We start from the raw sequence: 23,592 nt of genomic DNA on the forward strand, positions 1-23,592 counted from the left end.
AGGTGGGAGAATCGTCTGGTGCCCGTGTACCGAGATGAAGCCGTCGTGCTGCGCACCCACAAGCTGGGCGAGGCCGATCGCATCGTCACGCTGCTCTCGCGGCGGCACGGCAAGATCCGGGCGGTCGCGAAGGGCGTGCGCCGCACCGCGTCGAAATTCGGGGCCCGGCTCGAACCGTTCATGGTCGCCGACCTCCAGCTCTACGAGGGCCGCACGCTCGACGTGATCACCCAGGCGGAGTCGCTCGGTTCCTACGGCGCCGAGATCTCGCAGGACTACGCGGCGTACACCGCGGCGAATGCGATGGTCGAGACCGCGGACCGGGTCACCGAGGCCGAGGGCTCGCTGCAGCAGTACCTCCTGCTCGTCGGGGCGCTCCGCTCGCTCGCCAGGCGGGAGCACGGGCCCGGTCTCACGCTCGACTCGTATCTGCTGCGCGCGCTCGCCCTCGCCGGCTGGGCGCCGAGCTTCGAGGACTGCTCCCGCTGCGCGCGGCCCGGCGAGCACCGCGCGGTCGTGGTGCAGCTCGGCGGCATCGTCTGCGACGAGTGCGCGCCGCCGGGCTCGCCCCGCATCGAGCGCTCCACGATCGCGCTCCTCGGCGCGCTGCTGACGGGCGACTGGGCGCGCGCCGAGGCGGCGCCCGAGCGCGACCGCAACCAGGCCTCCGGCATCGTCGCCGCCTACGCCCAGTGGCACCTCGAACGAGGGCTCCGCTCGCTGCCGCACGTCAGCCGCGATGCCGACGAGTCCGCGAGGCGTCCGCTGCCGGACCGCGAAGCACCGGGCGCCCCAGCCCAGACAGGAACCCCGTGACCCCGAAGCCCTACACGCACCGCGACGCGGTGCCGTACCGTCCGCTCGACTGGACCGGTCTCTACCCGCCGGAGCTGCCGCGCGGCGCCGTGCCGAACCATGTCGCGGTCGTGATGGACGGCAACGGGCGTTGGGCGAACCGCCAGGGGCTCACCCGCATCGAAGGGCACAAGGCCGGTGAGGCGGCCCTCCTCGACGTCGTCGCCGGGGCCGTGCAGATCGGCGTGAAGCACTTGTCCGTCTACGCGTTCTCGACGGAGAACTGGAAGCGGAGCCCGGACGAGGTGCGCTTCCTGATGGGCTACAACCGCGATGTGCTGCACCGCCGGCGCGACCAGCTGAACGAGTGGGGCGTGCGCATCCGGTGGGCCGGCCGCAAGCCGCGGCTGTGGAAGTCGGTCATCGAGGAGCTGCAGTACGCCGAGCGGCTGACCGCGGGCAACGACGTACTCACCCTCACCATGTGCGTGAACTACGGCGGGCGCAACGAGATCACGGACGCCGTGCGGGCGATCGCCGACGATGTCGCCGCCGGGCGTCTCCGCCCCTCCGCCGTGAGCGAGAAGCAGATCGCGAAGCGGCTCTATCAGCCCGACATGCCCGACGTCGACCTCTTCGTGCGGAGCTCGGGGGAGCAGCGCACCTCCAACTTCCTGCTCTGGCAGTCGGCCTACGCCGAGATGGTGTTCCTGGACACGCTCTGGCCGGACTTCTCCCGCGTCGATCTCTGGCGTGCGGTCGAGCTGTACGCGCGGCGCACCCGTCGGTTCGGCGGCGCCGTCGACGCTCCGACCGCGGGCTGACTCAGCCGAGCCCGAGCCCGAGCCCGAGCCCGAGCTCGTCGCGGAGCGTGCGTGCCTTGACGAGGGCGGCGGACGAGCCCTTCCGCGCCGCGAGTTCGGCGAGGCCGGGCCACGCGGCGTCCTCAGCGGGGATCCGGCCGGCGGATGCCGCGGCGCGAAGCACCGGGGCCCGCAGCAGGGCGACGTCGAGCACCCGGTTCAGCCAGGCCGGCGGCTTCGGCTGAGCCGCGGCGAACCGCACCGACTCGGTCAGCAGCGGCCAGAGCACGGGCAGCGCGCGCAGCTCGCGCTCGATCGACCCCATCATGCGTGCCGGCGTCAGCTCGGGCAGCGGCACGAGTCGTCGGGCGGCGAGCCGCACCGAGGCCGCGGAGAACTTGCGGGCCGCCACCATCGCGTCGACGCTGTAGCGCGATTCGACGTCCGAGCAGAGCGAGGCGAGCACGACGGCCACCATGAGCACCGTGAGCGGCGGTTCGAGGCCGTCGCTGCGCGGCCCGGCGCCGCCGGTGCTGCGGTCGCGGAACTCGGAGACCGAGAGTCGCCCCGCCGCGGCGTCCCACTCGATCCAGCGGCGCTCGTCGCCGTCGACCGTCTCGGCGTCGAGCTGTCCCTCGCGGTCGAGGGCGTACGCCCAGGTCATGAGCGCGCGGTAGCGCACGCCAGGATCCTCGGCAATCGTGAACTCCAGCGGCACGAATCGCTTCGAGCCGCGGGTGACGACGGTCGCGGTCGGTTCGACGCCGTCGTCGATCGCCTCACCTGTGCCGTCGTCGGGCGGCCACACGGCGTCGAGGTCGATCGCCGGCTCGGCATCGGCCGGCGGCGGCACCGACGGTGCGCTCGGTTCCGGAAGGCGGGCGACGACCGCCCGGGCGGCGACGACGGCGCGCGAAGTCCCGCTCCGTTCGGCGAGCGCGCGGGTTGCCGGCACGTCGAGCACCGCGGGCTCGGCGACGCCGGAGGCGACGGCGGCCAGCGCCGAGGGCAGCAGGGCGTCGATCGCCTCGACGAGCTCCGCGGTGCCCGGAATCATGCGGACGCCCGCGAGGGATGCCTCGACGGTTCCGTCGAGGAGCGGCCAGACGAGCGCGCCCAGCCCGGCCTCGGCCAGCTCACCGGCGACTCGGGCGAGCTGCGCCGCGCCGCTCGGGCCGCCGCGGTCGATGAGCCGGAGCTCGGCCACGCCAGGGAGGAGGAGGCCGCGCTCCCACGCTTCGAGCACGGCTTCGAACATGGCGCCGGCCGCCTGCTCGTGCGGCGAGCGGAGGCCGCCGAGCAGCGCCGCGGCCTGCCGTGGTCCGAACGGTCGGGCGCGTCGGGCGAGCTGACGCCAGGTGTAGCCGCTCGCCGCTTCGAGCCAGTCGCCCGAGTGCGTGCCGTCGCCCCAGCCCGGCAGTTCGACCGGGGAGCCCCAGCCGTAGCGGCTCGGGTCGAGCCGCGGCGGGAAGGCCGCGAGGGAGGCCGGGAGGGACGTTTCGGCGCGGGACCAGTCGCCGTCCTCGTCCTGCACGAGTGCCGGCTCGAGGAGCGGATCCAGCAGGTAGGCGCGAGCGGTGGGACCCGCGTCGCTCGCCATCCGCTCGCCGGACTGCAGCAGCACCGGCACATCCAGCGTGGCGAGTTCGTCGAGCTGCGGCTGGGTGACGAGCGAGCGGTCGACGCGCAGCAGCGCGAGCAGCAGGTCCGCTTCGCTCGCGGCGGCGCCGGTGTCGCGGTAGGCGCGCAGCCGCCCCATGAGCTCGCCGGGATCGATCCGCAGGTCGTCCCAGCTCGGCGTCGACAGCAGCGTCGGCACCTCGCCGAGGCGCTGGGCGACGGCGGCTTCGCGCGCGGTCACGGGCGGGTAGTGCACGTCGCGGCGCCACTCGTCGCCGCCGGGGCCGACGAGGCGGTCCAGCGAACGGATCGGCGCCTCGGCGACCCAGTCCGACACGGCGCCGACGCCGGCGCGCCAGCCGGGCTTCAGCCCGCGGAGTGCGAGGCGCGCCCGATCGGGTTCGTTGCGGGCGACGGCGTTCGCGAGCTCGAGGAAGCGGTCGACCTCGAGGTCCATGGCGTTCTCCGGGCGGGATGCGAGTCGTTCGGCGGCCACCGACAGCGCCTCGATCGTCGCGGGAGCGGGGGTGAACCTCGGCACCTCCCACAGCGGCGGAGTCGGGGCCCAGGCGGTGGGAGGTGCCCCGGCGGGCTGCGCCGGCTCGTCTTCGTCGGCCAGGCCCCAGCGTTCGAGCAGTGCCGTCGCGGCCTTCGCGAGACCCGCGTCGCGCCCGGAGGCCACCGTCGCGAGCGCCGGCCGCACCGTCTCGCCCGCGGCGCCCGAGATCGGACGCGTCCGCCGCTCGGCGGCGTCGAGCACCGCGCGACGGGCAGCCTTCGGCTTCGTACCGAGGGCGAGTGACAACGCCTCGGCCGCGTCCGCCTCGTCGCCGTGCTCCACGAGCGCGGGCGCGAGCGCGACGACGACGGGCGCTTCCGCGTGGCTCAGCGCGCCCAGCAGGGAGCCGGCCCGTGCGGCGAGTTCGGCGTCGCTTAGGCCGAGCGCTCCGACGAGCGTGCCGGCCCAGGCCTTCCGGTCGCCCGGGCGCTGCGCCGCATCCAGGGCGAGCAGCACGAGCTCGACCGCCTCGTCCCGCCCGATCCAGTCCGCCGCGGCCCCCGCGGCGACCGCCCGGCCGAACGGGCCCGTCGCCGGGGCGCCGACCGCGATCCCGGTGCGGACGTGCTCGACGAAACGGGAGCGGATGAGGTCGGCGTCGATCAGGCCGCGGTCGTTCGGGAACAGCTCGGCCTCCTCGCCGAGGGCGAGGGCGGCGTACACGGACCAGTCCTTCAGGTACTCCACGCTCTCGGGCACCGGAAGCCCGTGCCGGTGCACGAGCCGCACGGCGCGGCCGGCGTGCACGGAGCTGGAATGCTCCCACGCGCGGCGGTTCGAGCGGCAGGCGCGGGCCACGAACGTCGTCGCGAACTCGGCGCCGCGGCTCGCGAGCACCTCCGCGGCGAGTTCGTCGGGCACCGTGCCTGCACCGCCGAGCACGTCCTCGGCCCGTCTGGCGTCGATGCCGGTGCGGATCGCGAAGAGGGCGAGCATCCCGTGATCGGCGTCGCCGACGAGGGAGGTCCTCACGAAGCCGCCGTCGTGTTCGGCCCATTCGGTCCAGTCGCCGCGGCGGAGCCCCGCCCGTGCCTCCCGCTGCTGCGCCTCGGTGCCGATGGGCAGCATGGGCGCGTCGGCGATCGGGGCGTCGGCCCAGCCGAGCTCGCGGAACAGCTCGAGCGAGCGGGTGAGGGCGTCGGTCATGCGGTCTCCTCCATCAGGATGTGTACGGCGAGCACGTGCGCGCAGGGGCCTCGATCCCGGCTGCCGCCGAGCTGCCAGGTGCAGCTGCATCGGCCGCCGGCATCCCCGATCCGTACCAGGTAGCGCACCGGCTCCGCAGCGCTGCCGCCGTCGACGAACCATTCGCCCGCGCCTTCGGCCGGAGTGACGCGCCGTTCGGCGGCGAGGCGGCGGGCGGTCCGCACCCGCGGATGGTCGCGCGTGACGCGCTCGGGGTCGTCGGGCAGCTCGCGGTGGAAGTGGGCGTCGTTCCGCACGTCCCAACCGACGCGGCCCGAGGCGGCGAGCACGGCGATGCCGGACTCGGTCTGAGCGCGACTCAGGCCGGACTCGCGCTGCAGTCGATCGACGTCGATGACGGGCTCGAAGGCCAACAGGGCGGAGAGCAGCGCCGCGTGCTCGGCGACGTCGGCGGGGGCGAGGGCGCTCACGAGCGAGCCCTCGCCGGAGAACCCGCGCCATGGCTCGACGGTGAGCCCGAGGAGCAGACGGGCGTGGGGGAGCGACACCTCGACGGCGCTCGGCCCGGGTTCGCCGTCCGCCGGTCCGTAGACGGCGAGGCCCTGCACCTGGGGGAGCAGCCGCTTCAGCGCGGCGAGCCGGTGCAGGCCCTGCACGTGCACCGCGGCGCCGGTGCGGCGAGGCGCGAGCCGGGCCCCGTTCGGCGTCGGCGTGAGCCAGCCGCTCGCCCCGGACGCGGTCGTCGCGGGGAGGGAGCCGATCAGCGCCCGGGCGCCTGCCCGATCGAGCTCGAACGCGAGGCGCAGTCGGCGATGCAGCTCGGCGACGTTGCCGAGCGCGGGGATCCAACGCGCCGGCATCTCCACGGGCCGCTCGATCGCGGTGGTGCCGGGCGTCGCGAGGGTGAGCCCCTCCACCCCGACCTCGAGGTGGAAGAGCTCGGCACGACCGACGGAGGTGAGCGCCTGTCTGGTGGCGAGGCCGAGGTCGACGTTCGTCGTGCCGTGCGACACTTCGCCGCCGTCGAGTCCGCTCGCGAGCAGGTCCAATCGGGCGTACACGCTGTTGCAGGCGGAGAACACCTCGGCACGGAGTCGATCGCCGTGCGCGGTCAGGACGGGGTCGCGCTGCGTCGTCGGCGTGTACTTGAAGTACCGGGTCGCCGTGAGGTCGGCGAGGGTCAGCAGGCCGCGCGCCACGAGTTGCGGCTCGGTCGCGAAGCCGTGGAAGAAGCTCGGCCGCGGATCGGGCCCCTCGGGGGCCAGTCCCGGCGCGAGGGCGAGCGCGAGTCCGTTCGCGGTCGCCGCCGACGCCGACGCGAATCCGCGATCCCCCATGCAGGCAGCCTAGCCGAGCGCTACCTCGGGCCGCGCCGTCCGAAGAGCCCGGCCAGGAGGGCGTGCAGCAGCGGCAGCGCGGAGAGCCCCACGAGGGTCCAGCCGAGCGCCGGGTTCGAGGCGACGAGCACCGCGCCGCCGATGAGGAGTGCGGCGAACAGCACGGCCGAGACCACCCGCCGGGCGACGCCCTCCAGGCGGTCGAGGCGCCGTTCCAAACGGGAGGTGTCGAAGGACAGCCGGCCCTGCTCGATCTTGGAGACGACGGAGTCGAGGCGCTGCGGCATGCCCCAGAGGATCCCGGCGCTCGACATCGCCTGGTCGAGGAAGCCGCGGGCGACCCCGCTCCCCTCCTCGCGCAGGAGCTGGCTGGCATACGGTTCGACCGCGTCCCAGACGTTGAACTCGGGATCGAGTCCGCTGCACATGCCGGAGGTGAGCGCCATCGCGCGGATGAGGAGCAGCAGATGCTCGGGCAGTTGGAGCGGGAGCGAGCGCACCACGTCGCCGAACTCCGCGCCGAACTCGCGGAACTCCCGCGGGTCGACGTCCTTCAGCTGGGCGAACCCCATGCCGCCGAAGCGCTCGAACAGCTGGGAGAGGGCGCGCTCCAGCTCGCCGGTGTCCGCGCTCGGCAGGAGCACGCCGATCTCGCGGGCGGCCTCGATCATGCCGCGGCCGTCGCGGGCGGCGACCGCGATCACGAGCGTGCGGAGGCCGCTGCGGAGTTCGGCCGGCACTTCGGCCATCATCCCGAAGTCGACGAAGGTGAGTCGCCAAGCTGGCGGAGCGGCGTCCGGCGTCGCGGGGGAGACGGGCGTGACGAAGAGGTTGCCGGGGTGCGGGTCGGCGTGCACGAAACCGTGAGTGAAGACCTGGTCGAACATGATCTCGGCGAAGACGCGCGCGACGTCGGACGGGTCGATGCCCGCGGCCCGCAATGCGACGGTGTCGTTGATCTTGATCGCCGTGACATCCTCGAGCGTCAGCACCCGACGGGTCGTGCGCGCCCAGACGACGGCGGGGGCGTCGACGCGCGGCTCGGCGGCGAAGGACTCGGCGAAGCGCTCGGCGTTCGCCGCCTCGTGCAGGTAGTCGATCTCCTCGAGGCTCGTCGTGGCGAACTCCTCGACGAGGGCCGGGGCATCCACTCGATCGGCGACGATGCGCACGCGCCGCAGCCAGCCCGCGATACGGCGGAGTGCGGAGAGGTCCACGGCGACGATGCGGTCGATGCCGGGGCGCTGCACCTTCACGACGACCTCGGCGAAGCCGGCGTCCTCGGTGTCGGGGGCGGCGAGGCGGGCACGATGCGCCTGGCCGAGCGAGGCCGCGGCGACCGGGGTCTCGTCGAAGGCGGCGTACACCGCGCCGAGCGGGGCGCCGAGCTCCTGCTCGGCGACGGCCCGGATCTCGGGGAAGGCGACGGCGGGCACCTCGTCCTGCAGGCCCTCCAGCTCGGAGGTGATCTCGGGCGGCAGCACATCGAGTCGGGAGGAGAGGAACTGCCCGACCTTGATCATCAGGCCCCCGAGCTCGACGGCGAGGCCGCGGAAACGCGAGGCGAGCCGCTGCATCCGTGCCGCGCGGGTGCGCTCGGCGATCCCGCCGAGGCCGAGTTTCGGCAGGGCGAGTTCGAACCACCAGAGCTGGATCAGCTGTCGGGCGGCGAAGCCGAGGATGCGGCGCGAGCGGCTTCGTCGCGCGCGCTCGTCGCCCGCGGCGGTCGGCCGGGCGCCGTCGGCGACGCTCGGGGTCACCCGCTCAGCCCTGGGCGAGGATCGAGTAGAGGCGTCGGCGGGTGTCGTCGAGCTCGCGCACGGCCTGCTCGAGCTGTTCCGGCGTGCCCGTGCGGCCGAGCTGGGCGGCGGCCGATGCGAGCTCGATGCCGGCTTTGGAGAGGGCCGCGTGGGGGGCGGCGCCGCGGCTGCCGGTCTCCCACGGCGCCGGGCGATCGGCGCCCTCCGCGGCCTCGGCCCGGCCGGCCTCGGTGAGGGAGTAGGTCTTGCGGCCGCGCAGCTCTTCGGCGGCGATCAGGCCCTCGTCGGCGAGCAGTTGCAGGGTCGGGTAGACCGAGCCGGCGCTCGGCTTCCAGCTGCCGCCGCTGCGCTCCTCGATCTCGCGGATGATCTGGTAGCCGTGCATCGGCTCCTCGGCGAGCAGGACGAGCACCGCCTGGCGCACGTCGCCGCGCGCCATGCGGGAGGCGCCGCCGCGCGGGTCGAGGGAGGAGCGCAGCTGCGACATCGCCTCCCAGAGCATCTGGCCGGGGCCCTCACCGGGGAAGCCCGTGCCGCCGAATCCGCCGCTCGGGCGCTGTCCGTTCATGGTGACCTCCATGCTGAGCTACGAACGATACTCAACGATATATCGTTCAGGCTCGGAACGGAAGAACGAACGGGCCCGGCTACTGCGCCGTCTCCGCCCCCGGGACGAAGCAGACGTCGCCCTCGCAGACCATGGCGCCGGGGGCGCCGGTCACCATCGTGAAGGGCGATGCGGATGCCTCCGCCGCGGGTGCGCCCGCCGAGGCATCCGTCGTCGTCACCGCGGTCGAGCCCTCGGCGGCGGTCACGCGACCGCTCCGTCCCGCTCGCCGGCCACCTGGGTGAGCACCTGGCCGAAGACCTCGGCGGGCTGCGCGCCGGAGACGCCGTATTTGCCGTCGATCACGAAGAACGGCACGCCGTTGATGCCGTAGGCGCCCGCCTGCGCGATATCGGCCTGCACGGCGTCGGCGAAGCGACCGGACTCCAGCGCCTCGCGCGCGGCGTCGGCGTCGAGCCCCGCGTCCGCGGCGAGCGCGACGAGCTCGTCGACCCGGCCGACGTGGCGGCCCTCGGTGAAGTAGGCCTTGAAGAGCCGCTCGGCGAGTTCGAGCTGCCGGCCCTCGGACTTCGCGAAGTGCAGCAGCTCGTGCGCCTTCAGCGTCTTGGTGTGCTGGAGGGCGTCGAAGTCGTAGTCGAGTCCCGCGTTCGCGGCGACGCCGGTGACCTGCTGCAGCATCTGCTGCACCCGCTCGGCGGGCATGCCCTTGTGCTTCGCGAGGAAGTCGATCTCGCTGCCCTCGAAGTCGACGGGCGTGTCGGGGGCGAGCTCGAAGGAGTGGTACTCGACCTCGATCTCGGGGGCGTCGTCGCCGAGGGCTGCGACGCCGGCTTCGAAGTGGCGCTTGCCGATGTAGCACCACGGGCAGGCGATGTCGGACCAGATGTCGATCTTGATGGGAGTGCTCACATCGATGCGAACGCACGGACCGTGCGCAGCATTCCCGTCCCGGCGACCGAGTCCGCGGGACGGGCTCCCCGGGTTCCGGGACGACGGGCTACTCGGGGTCGCTCAGGTCCGCGACGGTCGCGCCGTAGGCGGCGATGAGGGCGTCGGCGTCGACGAAGAGGCTTCGGCCGTGCTCACCGGCGCCCATCGAGACGCGGCGCCCGGCGATCGTCTCGTCGGCGTAGACCGGCCAGGCGGTCGTCGAGCCGAGCGGGGTGATGGTGCCGCGCTCGTAGCCCGTCGCGGCGAGTGCGAGCGAGGCGTCGGGCAGCTGCAGTTTGTTGACACCGACGAGGGCGCGGAGCTTCGGCCAGCTGATCTTGCGGCCGCCGGGGACGAGCGCGAAGAGGTAGGTGTCGTCGCTGCGCTTCACGACGAGCGACTTCACGATGTCGCCGGGGGAGATGCCGAGGAGCTCGGCGGCCTCCTCGAGGCTGCGAGCGGCGGGGCGTTCGATGACCTCGATCTCGAGTCCGCGGGCTTCGGCGTCGGCCTGCACCCGTTCGACGCCGGAAAGGGGCGTGTCCGTCATCTCGTCCTCCACATCGCTCGATCCGGTTCGAATCCTACGCGCCGCACCGGATCGGGCGGCCGCTCGGCCGGGATCTGGAAGAATCGAAGCGATGTCAACGATCCCCACCGCCGCCAAGCCGCTCACGATCGGCGCCCTCGAGCTCGACGTGCCCGTCGTGCTCGCCCCGATGGCGGGCATCACGAACACCGCGTTCCGCCGGCTCTGCCGCGAGTTCGGCGCAGGGCTCTACGTCTCCGAGATGATCACGAGCCGGGCGCTCGTCGAGCGCACGCCCGAGTCGATGCGGCTCATCACGCACCACGAGTCCGAGACACCGCGCTCCATCCAGCTCTACGGCGTCGACCCGAAGACCGTGTCCAAGGCCGTGACGATGCTCGTCGCCGAAGACCGCGCCGACCACATCGATCTGAACTTCGGCTGCCCCGTACCGAAGGTCACCCGTAAGGGCGGTGGTGCCGCGCTGCCGTGGAAGAACGGGCTGTTCCGCGACATCGTCGAGGGCGCGGTGCGGGCCGCGGGCGACATCCCGCTCACGGTGAAGATGCGCAAGGGCATCGACGCCGACCACCTGACCTACCTCGAGGCGGGTCGCATCGCCGAGGGCGCGGGCGTCGCCTCGATCGCGCTGCACGCGCGCACCGCGGCCGAGTTCTACTCGGGCCACGCCGACTGGTCGGCGATCACGAAGCTGAAGGAGACGGTCACCTCGGTGCCCGTGCTCGGCAACGGTGACATCTGGTCGGCCGACGACGCGCTCCGCATGGTCGCCGAGACCGGCTGCGACGGCGTGGTCGTCGGACGCGGATGCCTCGGCCGCCCCTGGCTGTTCGGCGACCTCGCCGCGGGCTTCCGCGGGCAGCTCGCCGACGGCAGCGCGGCGCTCTTCCAGCCGAGCCTCGGGCAGGTCGCGCAGACCTTCCGCCGGCACGCGGAGCTCCTCGCCGAGTTCTTCGACAGTGAGGAGCGCGGCTGCCGCGATATCCGCAAGCACGTCGCCTGGTACTTCAAGGGCTATCCCGTCGGCGGTGAGCTGCGTGCCCGGCTCGCGACCGTCGAGTCGCTGCAGATGCTCGACGACCTGCTCGGCACGCTCGACTGGTCGATGCCGTACCCGGGCGAGGGCGCCGAGGGGCCGCGCGGCCGGGCCGGCACGCCGAAGAACCCGGCGCTGCCCGACGGCTGGCTCGCCTCGCAGGAGCTCGCGGGGCACGACCGGGTGACCCTCGTCGACGCCGAACTCGACACGAGCGGCGGCTGAGCGTGACGATCCCGGCCTACGGCGACCGCCTCTTCGGCGGCGCGCAGATGTTCGGCGACACCGGCTTGTTCGGCGGCTACGGCGAGGCCGACGCCGAGCGCCAACTGCCCGAGGAGCACTCCTCGAGGCGAAGCGACTTCGCACGCGACCGGGCGCGCCTGCTGCACTCGAGCGCGTTGCGGCGGCTCGCGGCGAAGACCCAGGTGCTGAGCCCGACGGCCGGCCTCGACTTCGCGCGCAATCGGCTCACGCACTCGCTCGAGGTCGCCCAGATCGGTCGCGAGCTCGCCGCCAACCTCGCGCTCGACCCCGACGTCGTCGATACGGCGTGCCTCGCGCACGACCTCGGCCACCCGCCGTTCGGGCACAACGGCGAGAAGGCGTTGAACGCCTGGTCGGCCGACATCGGCGGGTTCGAGGGCAATGCGCAGACGCTCCGCATCCTCACCCGGCTCGAGCCGAAGGTGTTCGACGCCGACGGACGCAGCTACGGGCTGAACCTCACCCGGGCAAGCCTCGACGCGAGCTGCAAGTATCCGTGGCCCGAGGAGCAGGGGGTCACCGATCCCTCCGGACGGCAGAAGTTCGGCTTCTATCACGACGACGTCGCGGTGTTCGAGTGGCTGCGGGCCGGGGCTCCCGAGCGCCGGCTCTGCATCGAGGCGCAGGTGATGGATCTGTCCGACGACATCGCCTACTCCGTGCACGACTTCGAGGACGCGGTCGTGAACGGCTACCTCGACGTCGAGGCGCTCGGCCGGCGGGTCGACCACGACGAGCTCGTCGCCTCGATGTACGAGTGGATCGGCGGGCAGCACTCGCACGACGAGCTGATGGCCGCCTTCGACCGGCTCGACTCGCTCGAGCCGTGGCTCGACACGTGGAGCGGGAGTCGGCTCGACCAGGCCCGGCTCAAGAACCTCACGAGTCAGCTCATCGGGCGCTTCGCCCACGCGGCGACCGAGGCGACGCGGGCGGCGTTCCCCGTCGCGAGCCTCATCCGCTTCGACGGCGACGTCGTCGTGCCCCGCGAGATCCAGGCCGAGATCGCCGTGCTGAAGGGCATCGTCGCGGCCTTCGTGATGTCCCGCAACACGCGCCAGCCGATCTACCGGCAGCAGCGCGAGGTGCTGACCTCGCTCGCGGAGGTGCTCCTCGGGACGGGGGAGCAGCACCTCGACCCGGGCCTCGCCGAGGACTGGCGGGCCGCCGGCGACGACGCCGCGCGCAAGCGGGTCGTCGTCGACCAGGTGCAGAGCCTCACCGACCAGTCGGCGCTCGCCTGGCACGAGCGGCTCGTGCAGCGCTGAGCCGAGGCGACGACTCGGTGCGAACGGGCCCTCGCCGGCCCGGCTGAGCATAGGATGTGAGCATGGCGGGCCGAATTCGACAGAGCGATGTCGAAGAGGTGAAATCCCGCACGAACATCGCCGACATCATCGGCGAGTACGTGAGCCTGAAGTCCGCCGGCGTCGGCTCGATGAAGGGCCTCTGCCCCTTCCACGACGAGCGCAGCCCGAGCTTCAACGTGCGCCCGGGCGTCGGCTTCTACCACTGCTTCGGCTGCGGCGAGTCGGGCGACGTCTACAGCTTCCTGCAGAAGATGGACCACGTCTCGTTCACCGAGGCCGTCGAGCGCCTCGCCGGGCGCATCGGCTACGAGCTGCACTACGAGGACGGCGGCCAGGCGAGCGACCACGGCAACCGGGCCCGGCTCCTCGCGGCGAACCAGGCGGCGGCCGAGTTCTTCGCCGAGCAGCTGTTGCAGCCCATCGCCGAGGTCGGCCGCAGATTCCTCGGCGAGCGCGGCTTCGACGCCGAGGCCGCCAAGCGCTTCGGGGTGGGCTTCGCGCCGAAGAGTTGGGACGCGCTGACGAAGCATCTCCGAGGCCGTGGCTTCTCGACCGAGGAACTCGCGGCGGCCGGCCTCGTCTCGCAGGGCGACCGCGGCGTGTACGACCGCTTCCGCGGGCGCCTCGTCTGGCCGATCCGCGATGTCACCGGGCAGACGGTGGGATTCGGTGCCCGTCGGCTCCTCGACGATGACAACGGGCCGAAGTACCTGAACACCCCGGAGACGGCGATCTACCACAAGGCGCAGGTGCTCTACGGGCTCGATCTCGCCAAGCGCGACATCTCCCGCTCCCAGCGCGTCGTGGTCGTCGAGGGGTACACCGACGTCATGGCCTGCCACCTCGCGGGCGTCACCACCGCCATCGCGACCTGCGGCACCGCGTTCGGCGTCGATCACATCAAGGTGCTCCGGCGGGTCCTCGGTGACGACTCCGGGGTCGGCGAGGTCGTGTTCACCTTCGACGGTGACGAGGCGGGGCAGAAGGCCGCGATGCGCGCCTTCGCCGAGGAGCAGCGCTTCGCCGCGCAGACCTTCGTCGCCGTCGCGCCCGACGGGCTCGACCCCTGCGACCTGCGGCTGGCCCGCGGCGACCACGCGGTGCGCACGCTCGTCGACACCAAGGTGCCGATGTTCGAGTTCGTGCTGCGCCAGATCGTCGCCCGCTACGACCTCGACACCGTCGAGGGCCGGGTCTCGGCGCTGCGCCAGTCCGCGCCGGTCGTCGCCGAGATCCGCGACCCCGCGCTGCGCCCCGGCTACTCGCGCGAGCTCGCGCGCATGCTCGGCATGGACCTCGGCGAGGTCGGCCGTGCGGTCAAGGCGGCGACGAGCCGCAGCCGCTCGGGGGAGCGCGACCGGGGCCAGGGCGAGCGGCGCGCGCCGGGAGAGGGCGGCCAGACCGGCGGCCAGGCGGATGCCGCGGCGCGACCGTTCTCGATCGCGGAGCTGCCGAACGATCCTTCGACGCGGCTCGAGCGCGAGGTCCTCCAGGCGATGCTGCAGTACCCGGGTTCCGCCGAGCCCGCGCTCCTCGCGCACGCCGTCGAGGCGCGCTTCGAGAACCCCTCGCTCGCGGTCGTGCGCGACGGTGTCGCGGCGGCGCTCGCGGGCGGTGTCGAGGCGATCACGGTCGACCGGGTGATCGCCCAGGTGCCGGCGCCCTTCGCGAGCATCGTGCAGCAGCTCGCGGTGCTCCCCGTCCCGCAGCGCAACGAGGCCGCGATCGCCGGCTGGGTGCGCGGGGTGCTCTCCTCCCTTGTCGACCGGGAACTGCTGCGGCAGAAGGTCGAGCTGATGGGCCGGCTGACGCGGCTCGCGGGGGAGGACCGGGCGAGCTACGAGATGCTGCAGCGCGCCATCGTCGAGATCGATCGCGAACGAGTGGCCCTCCGCGCCGAATGAGGCGGGCCATCCGTCCATCCGTGCAAACACGCGCATCCCTTGCGCGCTTGATTGCAGATCGGTAAACATTCCTCCGTCGAGGCGTCCTATCCTGCACGTTTCCATTCCCCGTGTGCTAGGTCTTGGGGATATCGAATCGCGGGCATGCGCCGGACCGGGCGCCGGCCCGCGATGAACTCTGACAGGAAGAGGGACCCGGATATGACATCCGCATCCACCACCGCGCGTCGCGGCATCGTCGCCGTCGCCGGCCTCTCGATCGCAGCGCTCGCGCTCGCGGGCTGCTCGGCCGGCGGTTCGAACACCTCGGGAGGCGGCGGTGACTCGATCACCATCGGCACGACCGACAAGATCACGACGCTCGACCCGGCCGGTTCGTACGACAACGGCTCGTTCGCCGTGATGAACCAGGTGTTCCCGTTCCTCATGAACACCCCGTACGGCAGCCCCGACGTCGAGCCCGACATCGCGGAGTCCGCGGAGTTCACCGCGCCGACCGAGTACACCGTGACGCTGAAGCCGGGCCTCAAGTGGGCGAACGGCAACGACCTCACCTCCTCCGACGTGAAGTTCTCCTTCGACCGTCAGCTGAAGATCGCCGACGAGAACGGCCCGTCGTCGCTGCTCTACAACCTCGATTCGGTCGAGGCCGTCGACGACACCACCGTCGTCTTCCACCTGAAGAGCGAGAACGACCAGATCTTCCCGCAGATCCTCTCGAGCCCGGTCGGCCCGATCGTCGACGAGGACGTCTTCTCGGCCGACGCGCTGACCAGCGACGACGAGATCGTCAAGGGCGAGGCCTTCGCCGGTCAGTACGTCATCACGAGCTACAAGATGAACGAGCTCATCTCGTACGCGGCCAACCCCGACTACGAGGGCATCCTCGGCGCGCCGAAGACCGACAAGGTCAACGTCAAGTACTACGCCGACTCGTCGAACCTGAAGCTCGACGTGCAGGAGGGCAACATCGACGTCGCGTTCCGGAGCCTCTCCGCGACCGACATCGACGACCTCAAGAAGAACGACAAGGTGAAGGTCGTCGACGGCCCCGGCGGCGAGATCCGCTACATCGTCTTCAACTTCAACACCCAGCCGTACGGCGCGACGACGCCCGAGGCCGACCCGGCCAAGGCGCTCGCCGTCCGCCAGGCGGTCGCGGACCTCATCGACCGCGACGAGATCGCCACGCAGGTCTACAAGGGCACCTACACCCCGCTGTACTCCTACGTCCCGGCGGGCCTCACCGGCCAGGTCGACGCGCTGAAGCCGCTCTACGGCGACGGCAACGGCGGCCCCGACGCCGACAAGGCGAAGGCGAGCCTCGAGGCTGCCGGCGTGACCGTCCCGGTCGAGCTGAACCTGCAGTACTCGAACGACCACTACGGCCCGTCGTCGGGTGACGAGTACGCGCTCATCAAGGACCAGCTCGAGGCATCCGGCCTCTTCAAGGTGAACCTGCAGACCACCGAGTGGGTGCAGTACTCGAAGGACCGCAGCGCGGACGTGTACCCGGCCTACCAGCTCGGCTGGTTCCCGGACTACTCGGACGCCGACAACTACCTCACGCCGTTCTTCCTGATCGAGAACTTCCTGGCGAACCACTACGAGAACCAGGAGGTCAACGACCTCATCCTGCAGCAGGCGGTGACGGCCGACCCGGCCGAGCGCACCGCGCTCATCGAGCAGATCCAGGAGAAGGTGGCGGCCGACCTGTCGACCGTGCCGTACCTCCAGGGCGCCCAGGTGGCGGTCGTCGGAGCCGACGTGACGGGCGCCGAGGACACCCTCGACGCGTCGTTCAAGTTCCGCTACGCCGCGCTGGCCAAGGGCTGATCCCCGACAGCCGGTAAGGTTTCTGAAGAACCGAACGGGCGGCCCGCCTCTTCCGAGGGCGGGCCGCCTTTCGTTCCGTCCCGACGATAGGCGAACATGAGCTCAACGACGACCGCGCCGCCGACCACCCCGGGTGGCGCCCCCCGACGCCAGGAGAGATCCTCCGGCGGCAGCAGCCTCGGCAGGTACATCGCGATGCGCGCCCTGCTGATCATCCCGACCGTCTTCATCCTGGTGACGGTGGTCTTCATCGTCATGCGGGCGACCGGCGACCCGATCACCGCGAAGCTCGGCGACAAGCTGCCGCCCGCGCAGCTCGCCGAGGCGATCCACAACGCGGGGTACGACCGGCCGTGGATCGTGCAGTACGTCGAGTACCTCGGCCAGATCTTCACCGGCAACTTCGGCACCACGGGCGACAACCGACCGGTCGTCGAAATCCTCGTGACGTACGGCACCGCCACCCTCGAGCTCGCGTTCTACGCCCTGCTCGTGGCCTTCATCGTCGGCATCCCGCTCGGCATGGTCGCCGCCTACGTGCGCGACCGCTGGGGCGACGCGGTGCTGCGCGTCTTCGCGATCCTCTGCTACGCCACGCCGGTGTTCTTCGCCGGCATGCTCCTGAAGCTCGTCTTCTCGGTGTGGCTCGGGGTCCTCCCGGTCGCGGGCCGGGCCTCGACCGGCTCCGAGCTCGAGATGCAGTTCCTGCCGTTCACCACCGGCATCTACACGATCGACGCGATCCTGACCGGCGACCCCGCGGTGCTCGGAGACGTGCTCCGGCACGCGGTGCTGCCCGCGATCGCGCTCGGCCTGCTCACGGCCGGCGTCTTCCTCCGGCTCGTCCGCACGAACGTGATCGGCACGCTGTCGACCGACTACGTCGACGCGGCCCGCTCCCGCGGCGTCGCCGAACGCCGCCTCGTGACCAAGCATGCCTACCGGCCGGCGCTCATCCCGATCGTGACCGTCATCGGCCTGCAGATCGCGCTCCTCCTCGGCGGGGCGGTGCTCACCGAGACCACCTTCGAGTGGAAGGGGCTCGGTTTCATGCTCGCCGAGTTCCTGAAGGCCCGCGACTTCGCCGCCGTGCAGGGCATCGTCGCCATGCTCGCCGTCATCGTCGCGCTCACCAACTTCGTCGTCGACATCATCGCGGCGCTCATCGACCCGAGGGTGAGGTACTGAGATGACCGCCACCACGACCTCCGCGACGCCCGTCGCCGTGCCGAAGCGCCGGCTGCGCGACCGCCTCCCCGTCGTGCATCAGCTGCGGCAGAGCGTCGGCCTCCAGCGAGGCATGCTCGTCGCGGGCCTCATCATCACCGGGCTCTTCATCCTCACGGCGATCTTCGCCCCGCTGCTCGCCCCGTACGGCTTCGCGCAGCTGCGCGGCGACGACGGGGCGTTCGGCAGCCAGCAGCCGCCCTCGGCCGAGCACCTCTTCGGGACCACCGTCGGCGGCTACGACGTGTTCTCCCGCGTCATCTGGGGCGCGCAGACCGCCCTCCTCGTCATCATCGTCGCGGTCATCGCCTCGATCATCGCGGGGGTGCTGCTCGGCCTCGTGTCCGGCTACTTCGGCGGCTGGTTCGACCGAGTGCTCGTGGTCGTCTGCGACGCGATCTACGCCTTCCCCTCGCTGCTGCTCGCGATCGCGCTGTCGATCATGATCTCCGGCGGGCAGTCGAGTCTCTGGGGCGGCATCCTCGCCGCGGCGCTCTCGATCACCGTCGTGTTCATCCCGCAGTACTTCCGGGTGATCCGTGCGGAGACCGTGCGGATCAAGGCGGAGGCCTACGTCGAGTCGGCGAAGGTGCTGGGCGCCTCGAACGGGCGCATCATGTTCCGGCACGTGCTGCGCAACGCGACGCGCACGCTGCCGCTCATCTTCACGCTGAACTCCTCGGAGGCGATCCTCACGCTCGCCGGCCTCGGCTTCCTCGGCTTCGGCATCGAGCCGACCGCGGCCGCCGAGTGGGGCTACGACCTGAACAAGGCGCTCTCCGACGTCACGAGCGGCATCTGGTGGACCTCGCTCTACCCGGGTCTCGCCATCGTCCTGGCGGTGCTCGGCATCACGCTCGTCGGCGAGAGCCTGAACGACCTCGCCGATCCGCGTCTGCGCGGACGGCGCCGGGTCGCTCAGGCCGCGGGTGAGGTCGCCGAGACCTCGGTCGTGCCCGGCGGCACCCTCACGGCCGGACCCGGTGGCCTCGACGGCCTCGAGAACGGCGAATCCTTCGACGAACACGGAATCGAGGTCAAGCGATGAGCGCGGTCGTCGAGATCAAGAACCTTGGCGTGTCCTTCGCCACCGACGCCGGCGCGGTGAAGGCCGTCGACGACGTCTCGCTCGAGGTGGCCCGCGGCGAGGTGCTCGCCATCGTCGGCGAGTCCGGCAGCGGCAAGACCGTCACGGCCAAGACCATCCTCGGGCTGCTGCCGGAGACGGCCACCACGCGCGGCGCGGTGCTGCTGTCGAACCGGGAGGGGACGCGCGAGCGCGACGTCATCTCCCTCGGCCGCCAGCAGTTGCGCGAGATCCGGGGCACCGACGTGGCGATGGTGTTCCAGGAGCCCTCGACCGCCCTGAACCCGGTGTACACCGTCGGCTGGCAGATCATGGAGGGCCTCCGCGCGCACGGAGAGGTGTCGAAGAAAGAGGCGCGCGAGAAGGCGATCGAGATGCTCGCCAGGGTCGGCATCCCCGATCCCGAGACGCGGATCGATCACTACCCCCACCAGTTCTCGGGCGGCCAGAAGCAGCGCATCGTGATCGCGATGGCACTCGTGCTCGACCCGGGCCTCATCGTCGCCGACGAACCCACGACCGCGCTCGACGTGACCGTGCAGGCCGAGATCCTCGACCTGCTGCGTCGCTGCCGCGACGAGTTCGGCACCGCGATCGTGCTCATCACGCACAACATGGGCGTCGTCGCCGATCTCGCCGACCGCGTCGCCGTGATGTACCAGGGCAAGCTCGTCGAGCAGGCCGGCGTGCGCGAGCTGTTCGCCGCCCCGCAGGCCGACTACACGAAGGCGCTGCTCGCCGCGGTCCCGCACGTGGGGCACGGCACCGCGCGCGCCGCGGAGCGCGTCGCCGCCCGCGCCGAGGGCTGGGCCGGTGCCGCACCCGTCGTCGAGGCCCGCGGGCTCGAGATCGTCTACCCCGGCCGCTTCGGCCGGCCCGGCTTCCGCGCGGTGGACGGCGTCGACCTCGTCATCCGCCCGGGTGAGGTGCTCGGACTCGTCGGCGAGTCCGGCTCCGGCAAGACCACGATCGGTCGCGCCATCGCCGGTCTCACGAAGGTGACCGGCGGGTCGCTCCAGGTGCTCGGGCACGAGATGAACGGCATCCGTGAGCGGGACTTCCGCCCCACCCGGAGCCGGATCGGCTTCGTCTTCCAAGACCCGGCGTCGAGCTTCAACCCGCTGCTCACGATCGCGGAGTGCGTCGCGGAGCCGCTCGTGATCCACGGCCGCGCGGCGGATGCCGCCGAGGCGCGCGGGCGGGTGGACGAGCTGCTGGAGGCCGTCCAGCTGCCGCGGGCGTACGGCGACCGGTACCCGCACGAGCTCTCCGGCGGTCAGCGTCAGCGCGCGAGCCTCGCCCGCTCGCTGGCCCTCGAGCCGGAACTCCTGATCGCCGACGAGCCGACGAGCGCCCTCGACGTGTCGGTGCAGGCGCGCGTGCTCGAGCTGTTCCGCGAGCTGCAGCAGGAGTTCGGCTTCGCGTCGCTGTTCATCAGCCACGACCTCGCGGTCGTCGACCTCTTGGCCGACCGCATCGCCGTGCTCTACCACGGCAAACTCGTCGAGGAAGGCACCGGCGCCGAGGTGCTCGGGGCACCGTCCGACCCCTACACCAAGCGCTTGCTGGCTTCGCTGCCCGTGCCCGATCCGATCGAGCAGGCCGCGCGCCGGGCGGAGCTCCGTCGCCTCCGGGAGGCCGACTGAGGATGCGCAACGCCGCCCATTCGAACCCCGTCGTGCTGAGCGACCTCTCGATCGAGTATCCGGCGAAGGGGCCGAGCCCGGCGCACGTCGCCGTGCACGGGCTCTCGCTCTCGCTCGCCCCGGGGGAGGTGCTCGGACTGCTCGGCAGCGCCGGCAGCGGAAAGTCGACGCTCGCCCGCGTGCTGTCCGGCGCGTTCCTCGACCAGCGCGCGGGCGACGGCCAGCCGGTGATCACCGGCGGCGACGCCACGGTGCTCGGCCACGGGCTGCGCAAGCTGCCCCGGCGCAAGCAGGCGGCCTTCTCGTTGCATGTCGGCTACCTCGCGCAGGGCGCCGCCGACTCGTTGCCCGCCGATCGTTCGGTGCGCGAGATCGTCGCGGGGCCGATCCTGGAGCGCGACCAGCACTACAACGCGCGAGCGCTCGCGACGCGGGTCGCGACGATGGTCGACTCGGTGCGGCTGCCGCTCGGCTTCCTCGACAAGTACCCGTACGAGCTCTCGGCCGGACAACGGCAGCGCGTCGCGCTGGCCCAAGCGCTGGTACTCGAGCCGAAGCTGCTGATCGCCGACGAACCGACCGCCGGCATCGATCTGACGGTGCGCGATTCGGTGGCGCAACTCGTGAACGAGCTCGGTCAGGGGCACACCTTCTCGGCCATCGTGGTCACCCATGATCTGCCCGTGCTGCGGCGGATCGCCGACCGCATCGCGGTGCTCGACCACGGCGGGCTCGTCGCGCTCGGCACCATCGACGAGGTGCTCTCGGACCCGCGGCATCCGTACGTGCGAGCCTTGGCCGGCGCGCTCGACGACGGGCATGCGGTCATCGACGACCTCGAGTCGCCGCTCGCATGAGCGTTCCCGGCGGTCCGCGGCACCGTCCGGTGCGGGGCGCCGCGGACGCGGCGCCCCGCGGCGCCGTCGTGCCGGCGGGGGAGCACCCCGCGCCGGGGCCGATCGCGGTGCTGCCGGATGCCTCGGCCGAGCTCGTCCGCGCGGTCGGATCCGCCGGCGGCGTGCTCGCGCCGCTCGGGGACGACACCCGGGGGCTCGTCTGGACGTCGAACACCGGGGTCGCCGAGCTCGCGGCGACCCTGCGCGACCGACCGGGCATCAGTTGGGTCCAGCTGCCCTGGGCCGGGGTGGACGCGTTCTCCGAGCTGATCGCCGCCGCGCGCGGCGACGGCCGCATCTGGACGAGCGGCAAGGGCGCGTACGCGCAGCCGGTCGCGGAGCACGCGCTCGCCCTCGCCCTCGCGCTGCTCCGGGAACTGCCGCGACGCGCCGCCGCGACCGGATGGCAGCCCGACGAACGTGGGCGCAGTCTCTACGGCGCCGAGGTCGTGGTCGTGGGCGCGGGCGGTGTGGCGGTCGAGCTGTTGCGGCTGCTGGAGCCGTTCGGGGTGCAGGCGACCGTGGTGCGCCGGCGGGGCGGCGACGTCCCGGGTGCGGTGCGGACGGTCCCGGCATCGGAGCTCCCGTCGGTCGCCCGCGGCGCGGAACTGCTGTTCGTCGCCGCCGCGCTGACCGAGCAGTCACGAGGTCTGGTGGATGCCGAGGTGCTGGCCGCACTCGCACCCGGCGCGATCGTCGTGAACGTCGGTCGTGGTGCCGTCATCGACACGGCGGCACTCGTCGCCGCCCTCGAGTCGGGCGCGCTCGGTGGCGCCGGGCTCGACGTCACGGATCCGGAGCCGTTGCCGGCGGGGCATCCGCTCTGGGCGATCGAGCACTGCCTGATCACTCCGCACGTCGCCGACACCGAGGAGATGACCGCACCGCTCTACGCCGAGCGGGTGGCGGAGAATGTGCGCGCCTTCGTCGGCGATGGGCCGTTCGTCGGCCGGATCGACCTCGAGCACGGCTACTGAGTGGCGAGCTTCGCTCGGATTGGGAGAGTGAGCGCGGCTTTGCTAGAGTAGTCGTCGCTGAACAAGCGATCCTCCATAGCTCAATTGGCAGAGCAATCGGCTGTTAACCGATAGGTTCTTGGTTCGAGTCCAAGTGGGGGAGCATCTGCGGCCCGGTCTCTTCGGAGGCCGGGCCGTTTCGGTTTTCCGCGTGGTGCGCGAACGCGCGCGGTCCCACGCGGGTCAGGTGCCGCGCACCACGAGCGGGGCGGGCAGTCGTTCGATGCGCGGCTCGCCGGGCCGGTTCGGCTCGAGCAGCAGTGCACCCATCATGCGCGCCGCCTGCATGCCGTAGCCATAGGGGTTCAGGTCGATCGCGGTGATCGGCGGCGTGTGGAACTCCATCATCGTGCTGTCCACACCTGAGACGAGAGGGAACCCGTCCTCGGGGGAGCGGCCGATCGTGCGCAGCAGGCCGGCGATGCGCGGGGCCACGGCGTCGCCGGCGACGAACAGGCCGTCGCACGGGACGTCGGCGCCGAGTTCGCGCTCGAGGAGCTCGAGGATCTCCTCGTTGCTCTGCCTCGCGCTGATCGCGATCACTGCGGGCTCGACGCGGTGCTCCGAACACCATTCGCGGTAGCTCGCCTCGATCGTGCGGCTCCACTCCGAGACGGTCTCGATCGTGAGGAGCCCGGGCCGGGCAGCCCCTCGCGAGACGATGTGGCGGAGACTGTCGCGGGTGGCGGACGGGGCGTCCGCCTCGACGACGCCCCAGGGGGCGGCGGCGGAAGGGGGTGGGGGGTCGATGCAGACCGTCGGGCGTCCGCTGCGAAGCAACTCGAACATGCCCAGGTCGTCTGAGTGGGGTTCGACGACGACGACGCCGTCGACCTCCGGGAAGTCGCGCACCTGCCCGGTGCGGCCCGCCGAGGGGAGGAGCAGCGGGGAGAGCTCGGTGTCGGCGAAGCCGGCCACGATGCCGCGCATGATCTCGGCGAAGTAGAGCGAGTACTCCATCACCGTCGACGGGAAGTAGACGCCGATCGTGTTCGTCCGGCTGAGCCGGAGCGCCTGCCCGGTGCGGTTCGGCCGGTACCCGAGTTCCTCGGCGGCGCGACGCACCTCCTCGCGCGTCTGCTCCGACACACCGGGCTTGCCGTTGAGCGCCATCGAGACGGCGGCGGCCGAGATGCCGAGGTGTCCTGCGAGGTCTTTGAGTGTCGTTCCCACGCCTGCCTTCCGGGGTGCCGAGGTCGAGCTGCGGGGACCGGGGTCGTCGTCGAGCGCTTTGACAAGGCCGGTGCCCGTCAATAAGCTACCCGCCATACCTTAAACGATTAAGTTCACCGGAATGCC

At 72.0% G+C, this 23,592-nt stretch carries 19 protein-coding genes and 1 tRNA gene; 12 read left to right on the forward strand and 8 right to left on the reverse strand.

Annotated features, from left to right (window positions below):
• Positions 1 to 18: 18 nt before the first annotated feature.
• Both recO and M3147_RS17295 read left to right on the forward strand, forming a co-directional pair.
• Positions 19 to 816 (forward strand): DNA repair protein RecO, encoded by a 798-nt coding sequence (recO, locus tag M3147_RS17290; RefSeq protein ID WP_251204663.1) that lies wholly within the window; start codon positions 19 to 21, stop codon positions 814 to 816.
• Positions 813 to 1,619, forward strand: coding sequence for an isoprenyl transferase (locus M3147_RS17295; RefSeq protein WP_251204664.1), 807 nt, complete (start codon positions 813 to 815; stop codon positions 1,617 to 1,619). Before recO ends, M3147_RS17295 begins: the two co-directional genes overlap by 4 nt.
• A 1-nt stretch (position 1,620) precedes the next feature.
• On the opposite strand, the gene M3147_RS17300 is transcribed toward M3147_RS17295, so the two are convergent.
• From M3147_RS17300 to M3147_RS17330, 7 genes are all read right to left on the reverse strand, one after another.
• Complete coding sequence (locus M3147_RS17300; RefSeq protein ID WP_251204665.1) at positions 1,621 to 4,923, reverse strand: DUF7824 domain-containing protein; 3,303 nt, start codon at positions 4,921 to 4,923, stop codon at positions 1,621 to 1,623.
• Complete coding sequence (locus M3147_RS17305) at positions 4,920 to 6,260, reverse strand: SWIM zinc finger family protein (RefSeq protein WP_251204666.1); 1,341 nt, start codon at positions 6,258 to 6,260, stop codon at positions 4,920 to 4,922. Before M3147_RS17305 ends, M3147_RS17300 begins: the two co-directional genes overlap by 4 nt.
• Positions 6,261 to 6,280: 20 nt before the next feature.
• Positions 6,281 to 8,020: an ABC1 kinase family protein gene (locus M3147_RS17310; RefSeq protein WP_251204667.1), complete on the reverse strand. Its 1,740-nt coding sequence runs from the start codon at positions 8,018 to 8,020 to the stop codon at positions 6,281 to 6,283.
• A gap of 4 nt (positions 8,021 to 8,024) precedes the next feature.
• Complete coding sequence (locus tag M3147_RS17315; protein ID WP_251204668.1) at positions 8,025 to 8,588, reverse strand: PadR family transcriptional regulator; 564 nt, start codon at positions 8,586 to 8,588, stop codon at positions 8,025 to 8,027.
• A gap of 79 nt (positions 8,589 to 8,667) precedes the next feature.
• Positions 8,668 to 8,835, reverse strand: coding sequence for a hypothetical protein (locus tag M3147_RS17320; RefSeq protein ID WP_251204669.1), 168 nt, complete (start codon positions 8,833 to 8,835; stop codon positions 8,668 to 8,670).
• Positions 8,832 to 9,497, reverse strand: coding sequence for a DsbA family oxidoreductase (locus M3147_RS17325; RefSeq protein ID WP_251204670.1), 666 nt, complete (start codon positions 9,495 to 9,497; stop codon positions 8,832 to 8,834). Before M3147_RS17325 ends, M3147_RS17320 begins: the two co-directional genes overlap by 4 nt.
• Before the next feature lie 88 nt (positions 9,498 to 9,585).
• Entirely contained in the window at positions 9,586 to 10,068 is a 483-nt protein-coding gene (locus tag M3147_RS17330) for an aminoacyl-tRNA deacylase (RefSeq protein ID WP_251204671.1), read from the reverse strand.
• A gap of 91 nt (positions 10,069 to 10,159) precedes the next feature.
• Between M3147_RS17330 and dusB the strand changes: the two genes are divergently transcribed.
• The 10 genes from dusB to M3147_RS17380 all read left to right on the forward strand — a co-directional run bounded on the left by dusB (position 10,160) and on the right by M3147_RS17380 (position 22,396).
• Positions 10,160 to 11,329, forward strand: coding sequence for a tRNA dihydrouridine synthase DusB (gene dusB / locus M3147_RS17335; protein ID WP_251204672.1), 1,170 nt, complete (start codon positions 10,160 to 10,162; stop codon positions 11,327 to 11,329).
• 47 nt (positions 11,330 to 11,376) lie between these two features.
• Positions 11,377 to 12,639 carry a deoxyguanosinetriphosphate triphosphohydrolase gene (locus M3147_RS17340; RefSeq protein WP_251204735.1) on the forward strand — a complete coding sequence of 421 codons (1,263 nt, stop codon included), beginning with the start codon at positions 11,377 to 11,379 and terminating at the stop codon, positions 12,637 to 12,639.
• A 62-nt stretch (positions 12,640 to 12,701) separates the two neighbouring features.
• Positions 12,702 to 14,585, forward strand: a complete 1,884-nt coding sequence (gene dnaG / locus M3147_RS17345; protein WP_251204673.1) for a DNA primase — start codon at positions 12,702 to 12,704, stop codon at positions 14,583 to 14,585.
• A 201-nt stretch (positions 14,586 to 14,786) separates the two neighbouring features.
• The gene (locus tag M3147_RS17350) at positions 14,787 to 16,421 is read left to right on the forward strand and encodes an ABC transporter substrate-binding protein (protein WP_251204674.1); all 1,635 of its coding nucleotides are present in this window, start codon (positions 14,787 to 14,789) and stop codon (positions 16,419 to 16,421) included.
• 96 nt (positions 16,422 to 16,517) lie between these two features.
• Positions 16,518 to 17,609, forward strand: a complete 1,092-nt coding sequence (locus M3147_RS17355) for an ABC transporter permease (protein ID WP_251204675.1) — start codon at positions 16,518 to 16,520, stop codon at positions 17,607 to 17,609.
• Position 17,610: 1 nt separating this feature from the next.
• On the forward strand, positions 17,611 to 18,696 hold the full coding sequence (locus M3147_RS17360) for an ABC transporter permease (RefSeq protein WP_251204676.1): 1,086 nt from the start codon (positions 17,611 to 17,613) through the stop codon (positions 18,694 to 18,696).
• Positions 18,693 to 20,381: an ABC transporter ATP-binding protein gene (locus M3147_RS17365; protein ID WP_251204677.1), complete on the forward strand. Its 1,689-nt coding sequence runs from the start codon at positions 18,693 to 18,695 to the stop codon at positions 20,379 to 20,381. The genes M3147_RS17360 and M3147_RS17365 overlap by 4 nt, the downstream gene beginning before the upstream one ends.
• A 2-nt stretch (positions 20,382 to 20,383) precedes the next feature.
• The gene (locus M3147_RS17370; protein ID WP_251204678.1) at positions 20,384 to 21,238 is read left to right on the forward strand and encodes an ATP-binding cassette domain-containing protein; all 855 of its coding nucleotides are present in this window, start codon (positions 20,384 to 20,386) and stop codon (positions 21,236 to 21,238) included.
• A complete protein-coding gene (locus tag M3147_RS17375) occupies positions 21,235 to 22,254 on the forward strand; it encodes an NAD(P)-dependent oxidoreductase (RefSeq protein WP_251204679.1) in 1,020 nt (339 codons plus the stop codon). Before M3147_RS17370 ends, M3147_RS17375 begins: the two co-directional genes overlap by 4 nt.
• 69 nt (positions 22,255 to 22,323) lie before the next feature.
• Positions 22,324 to 22,396, forward strand: a tRNA-Asn gene (locus M3147_RS17380).
• A gap of 80 nt (positions 22,397 to 22,476) precedes the next feature.
• On the opposite strand, the gene M3147_RS17385 is transcribed toward M3147_RS17380, so the two are convergent.
• Complete coding sequence (locus tag M3147_RS17385) at positions 22,477 to 23,466, reverse strand: LacI family DNA-binding transcriptional regulator (protein WP_251204680.1); 990 nt, start codon at positions 23,464 to 23,466, stop codon at positions 22,477 to 22,479.
• Between the last annotated feature and the right edge of the window lie 126 nt (positions 23,467 to 23,592).

Origin of the sequence: Agromyces mediolanus (assembly GCF_023715325.1) — a bacterium.
In the GTDB taxonomy this organism is placed as follows: Bacteria; Actinomycetota; Actinomycetes; order Actinomycetales; family Microbacteriaceae; genus Agromyces; species Agromyces mediolanus_A.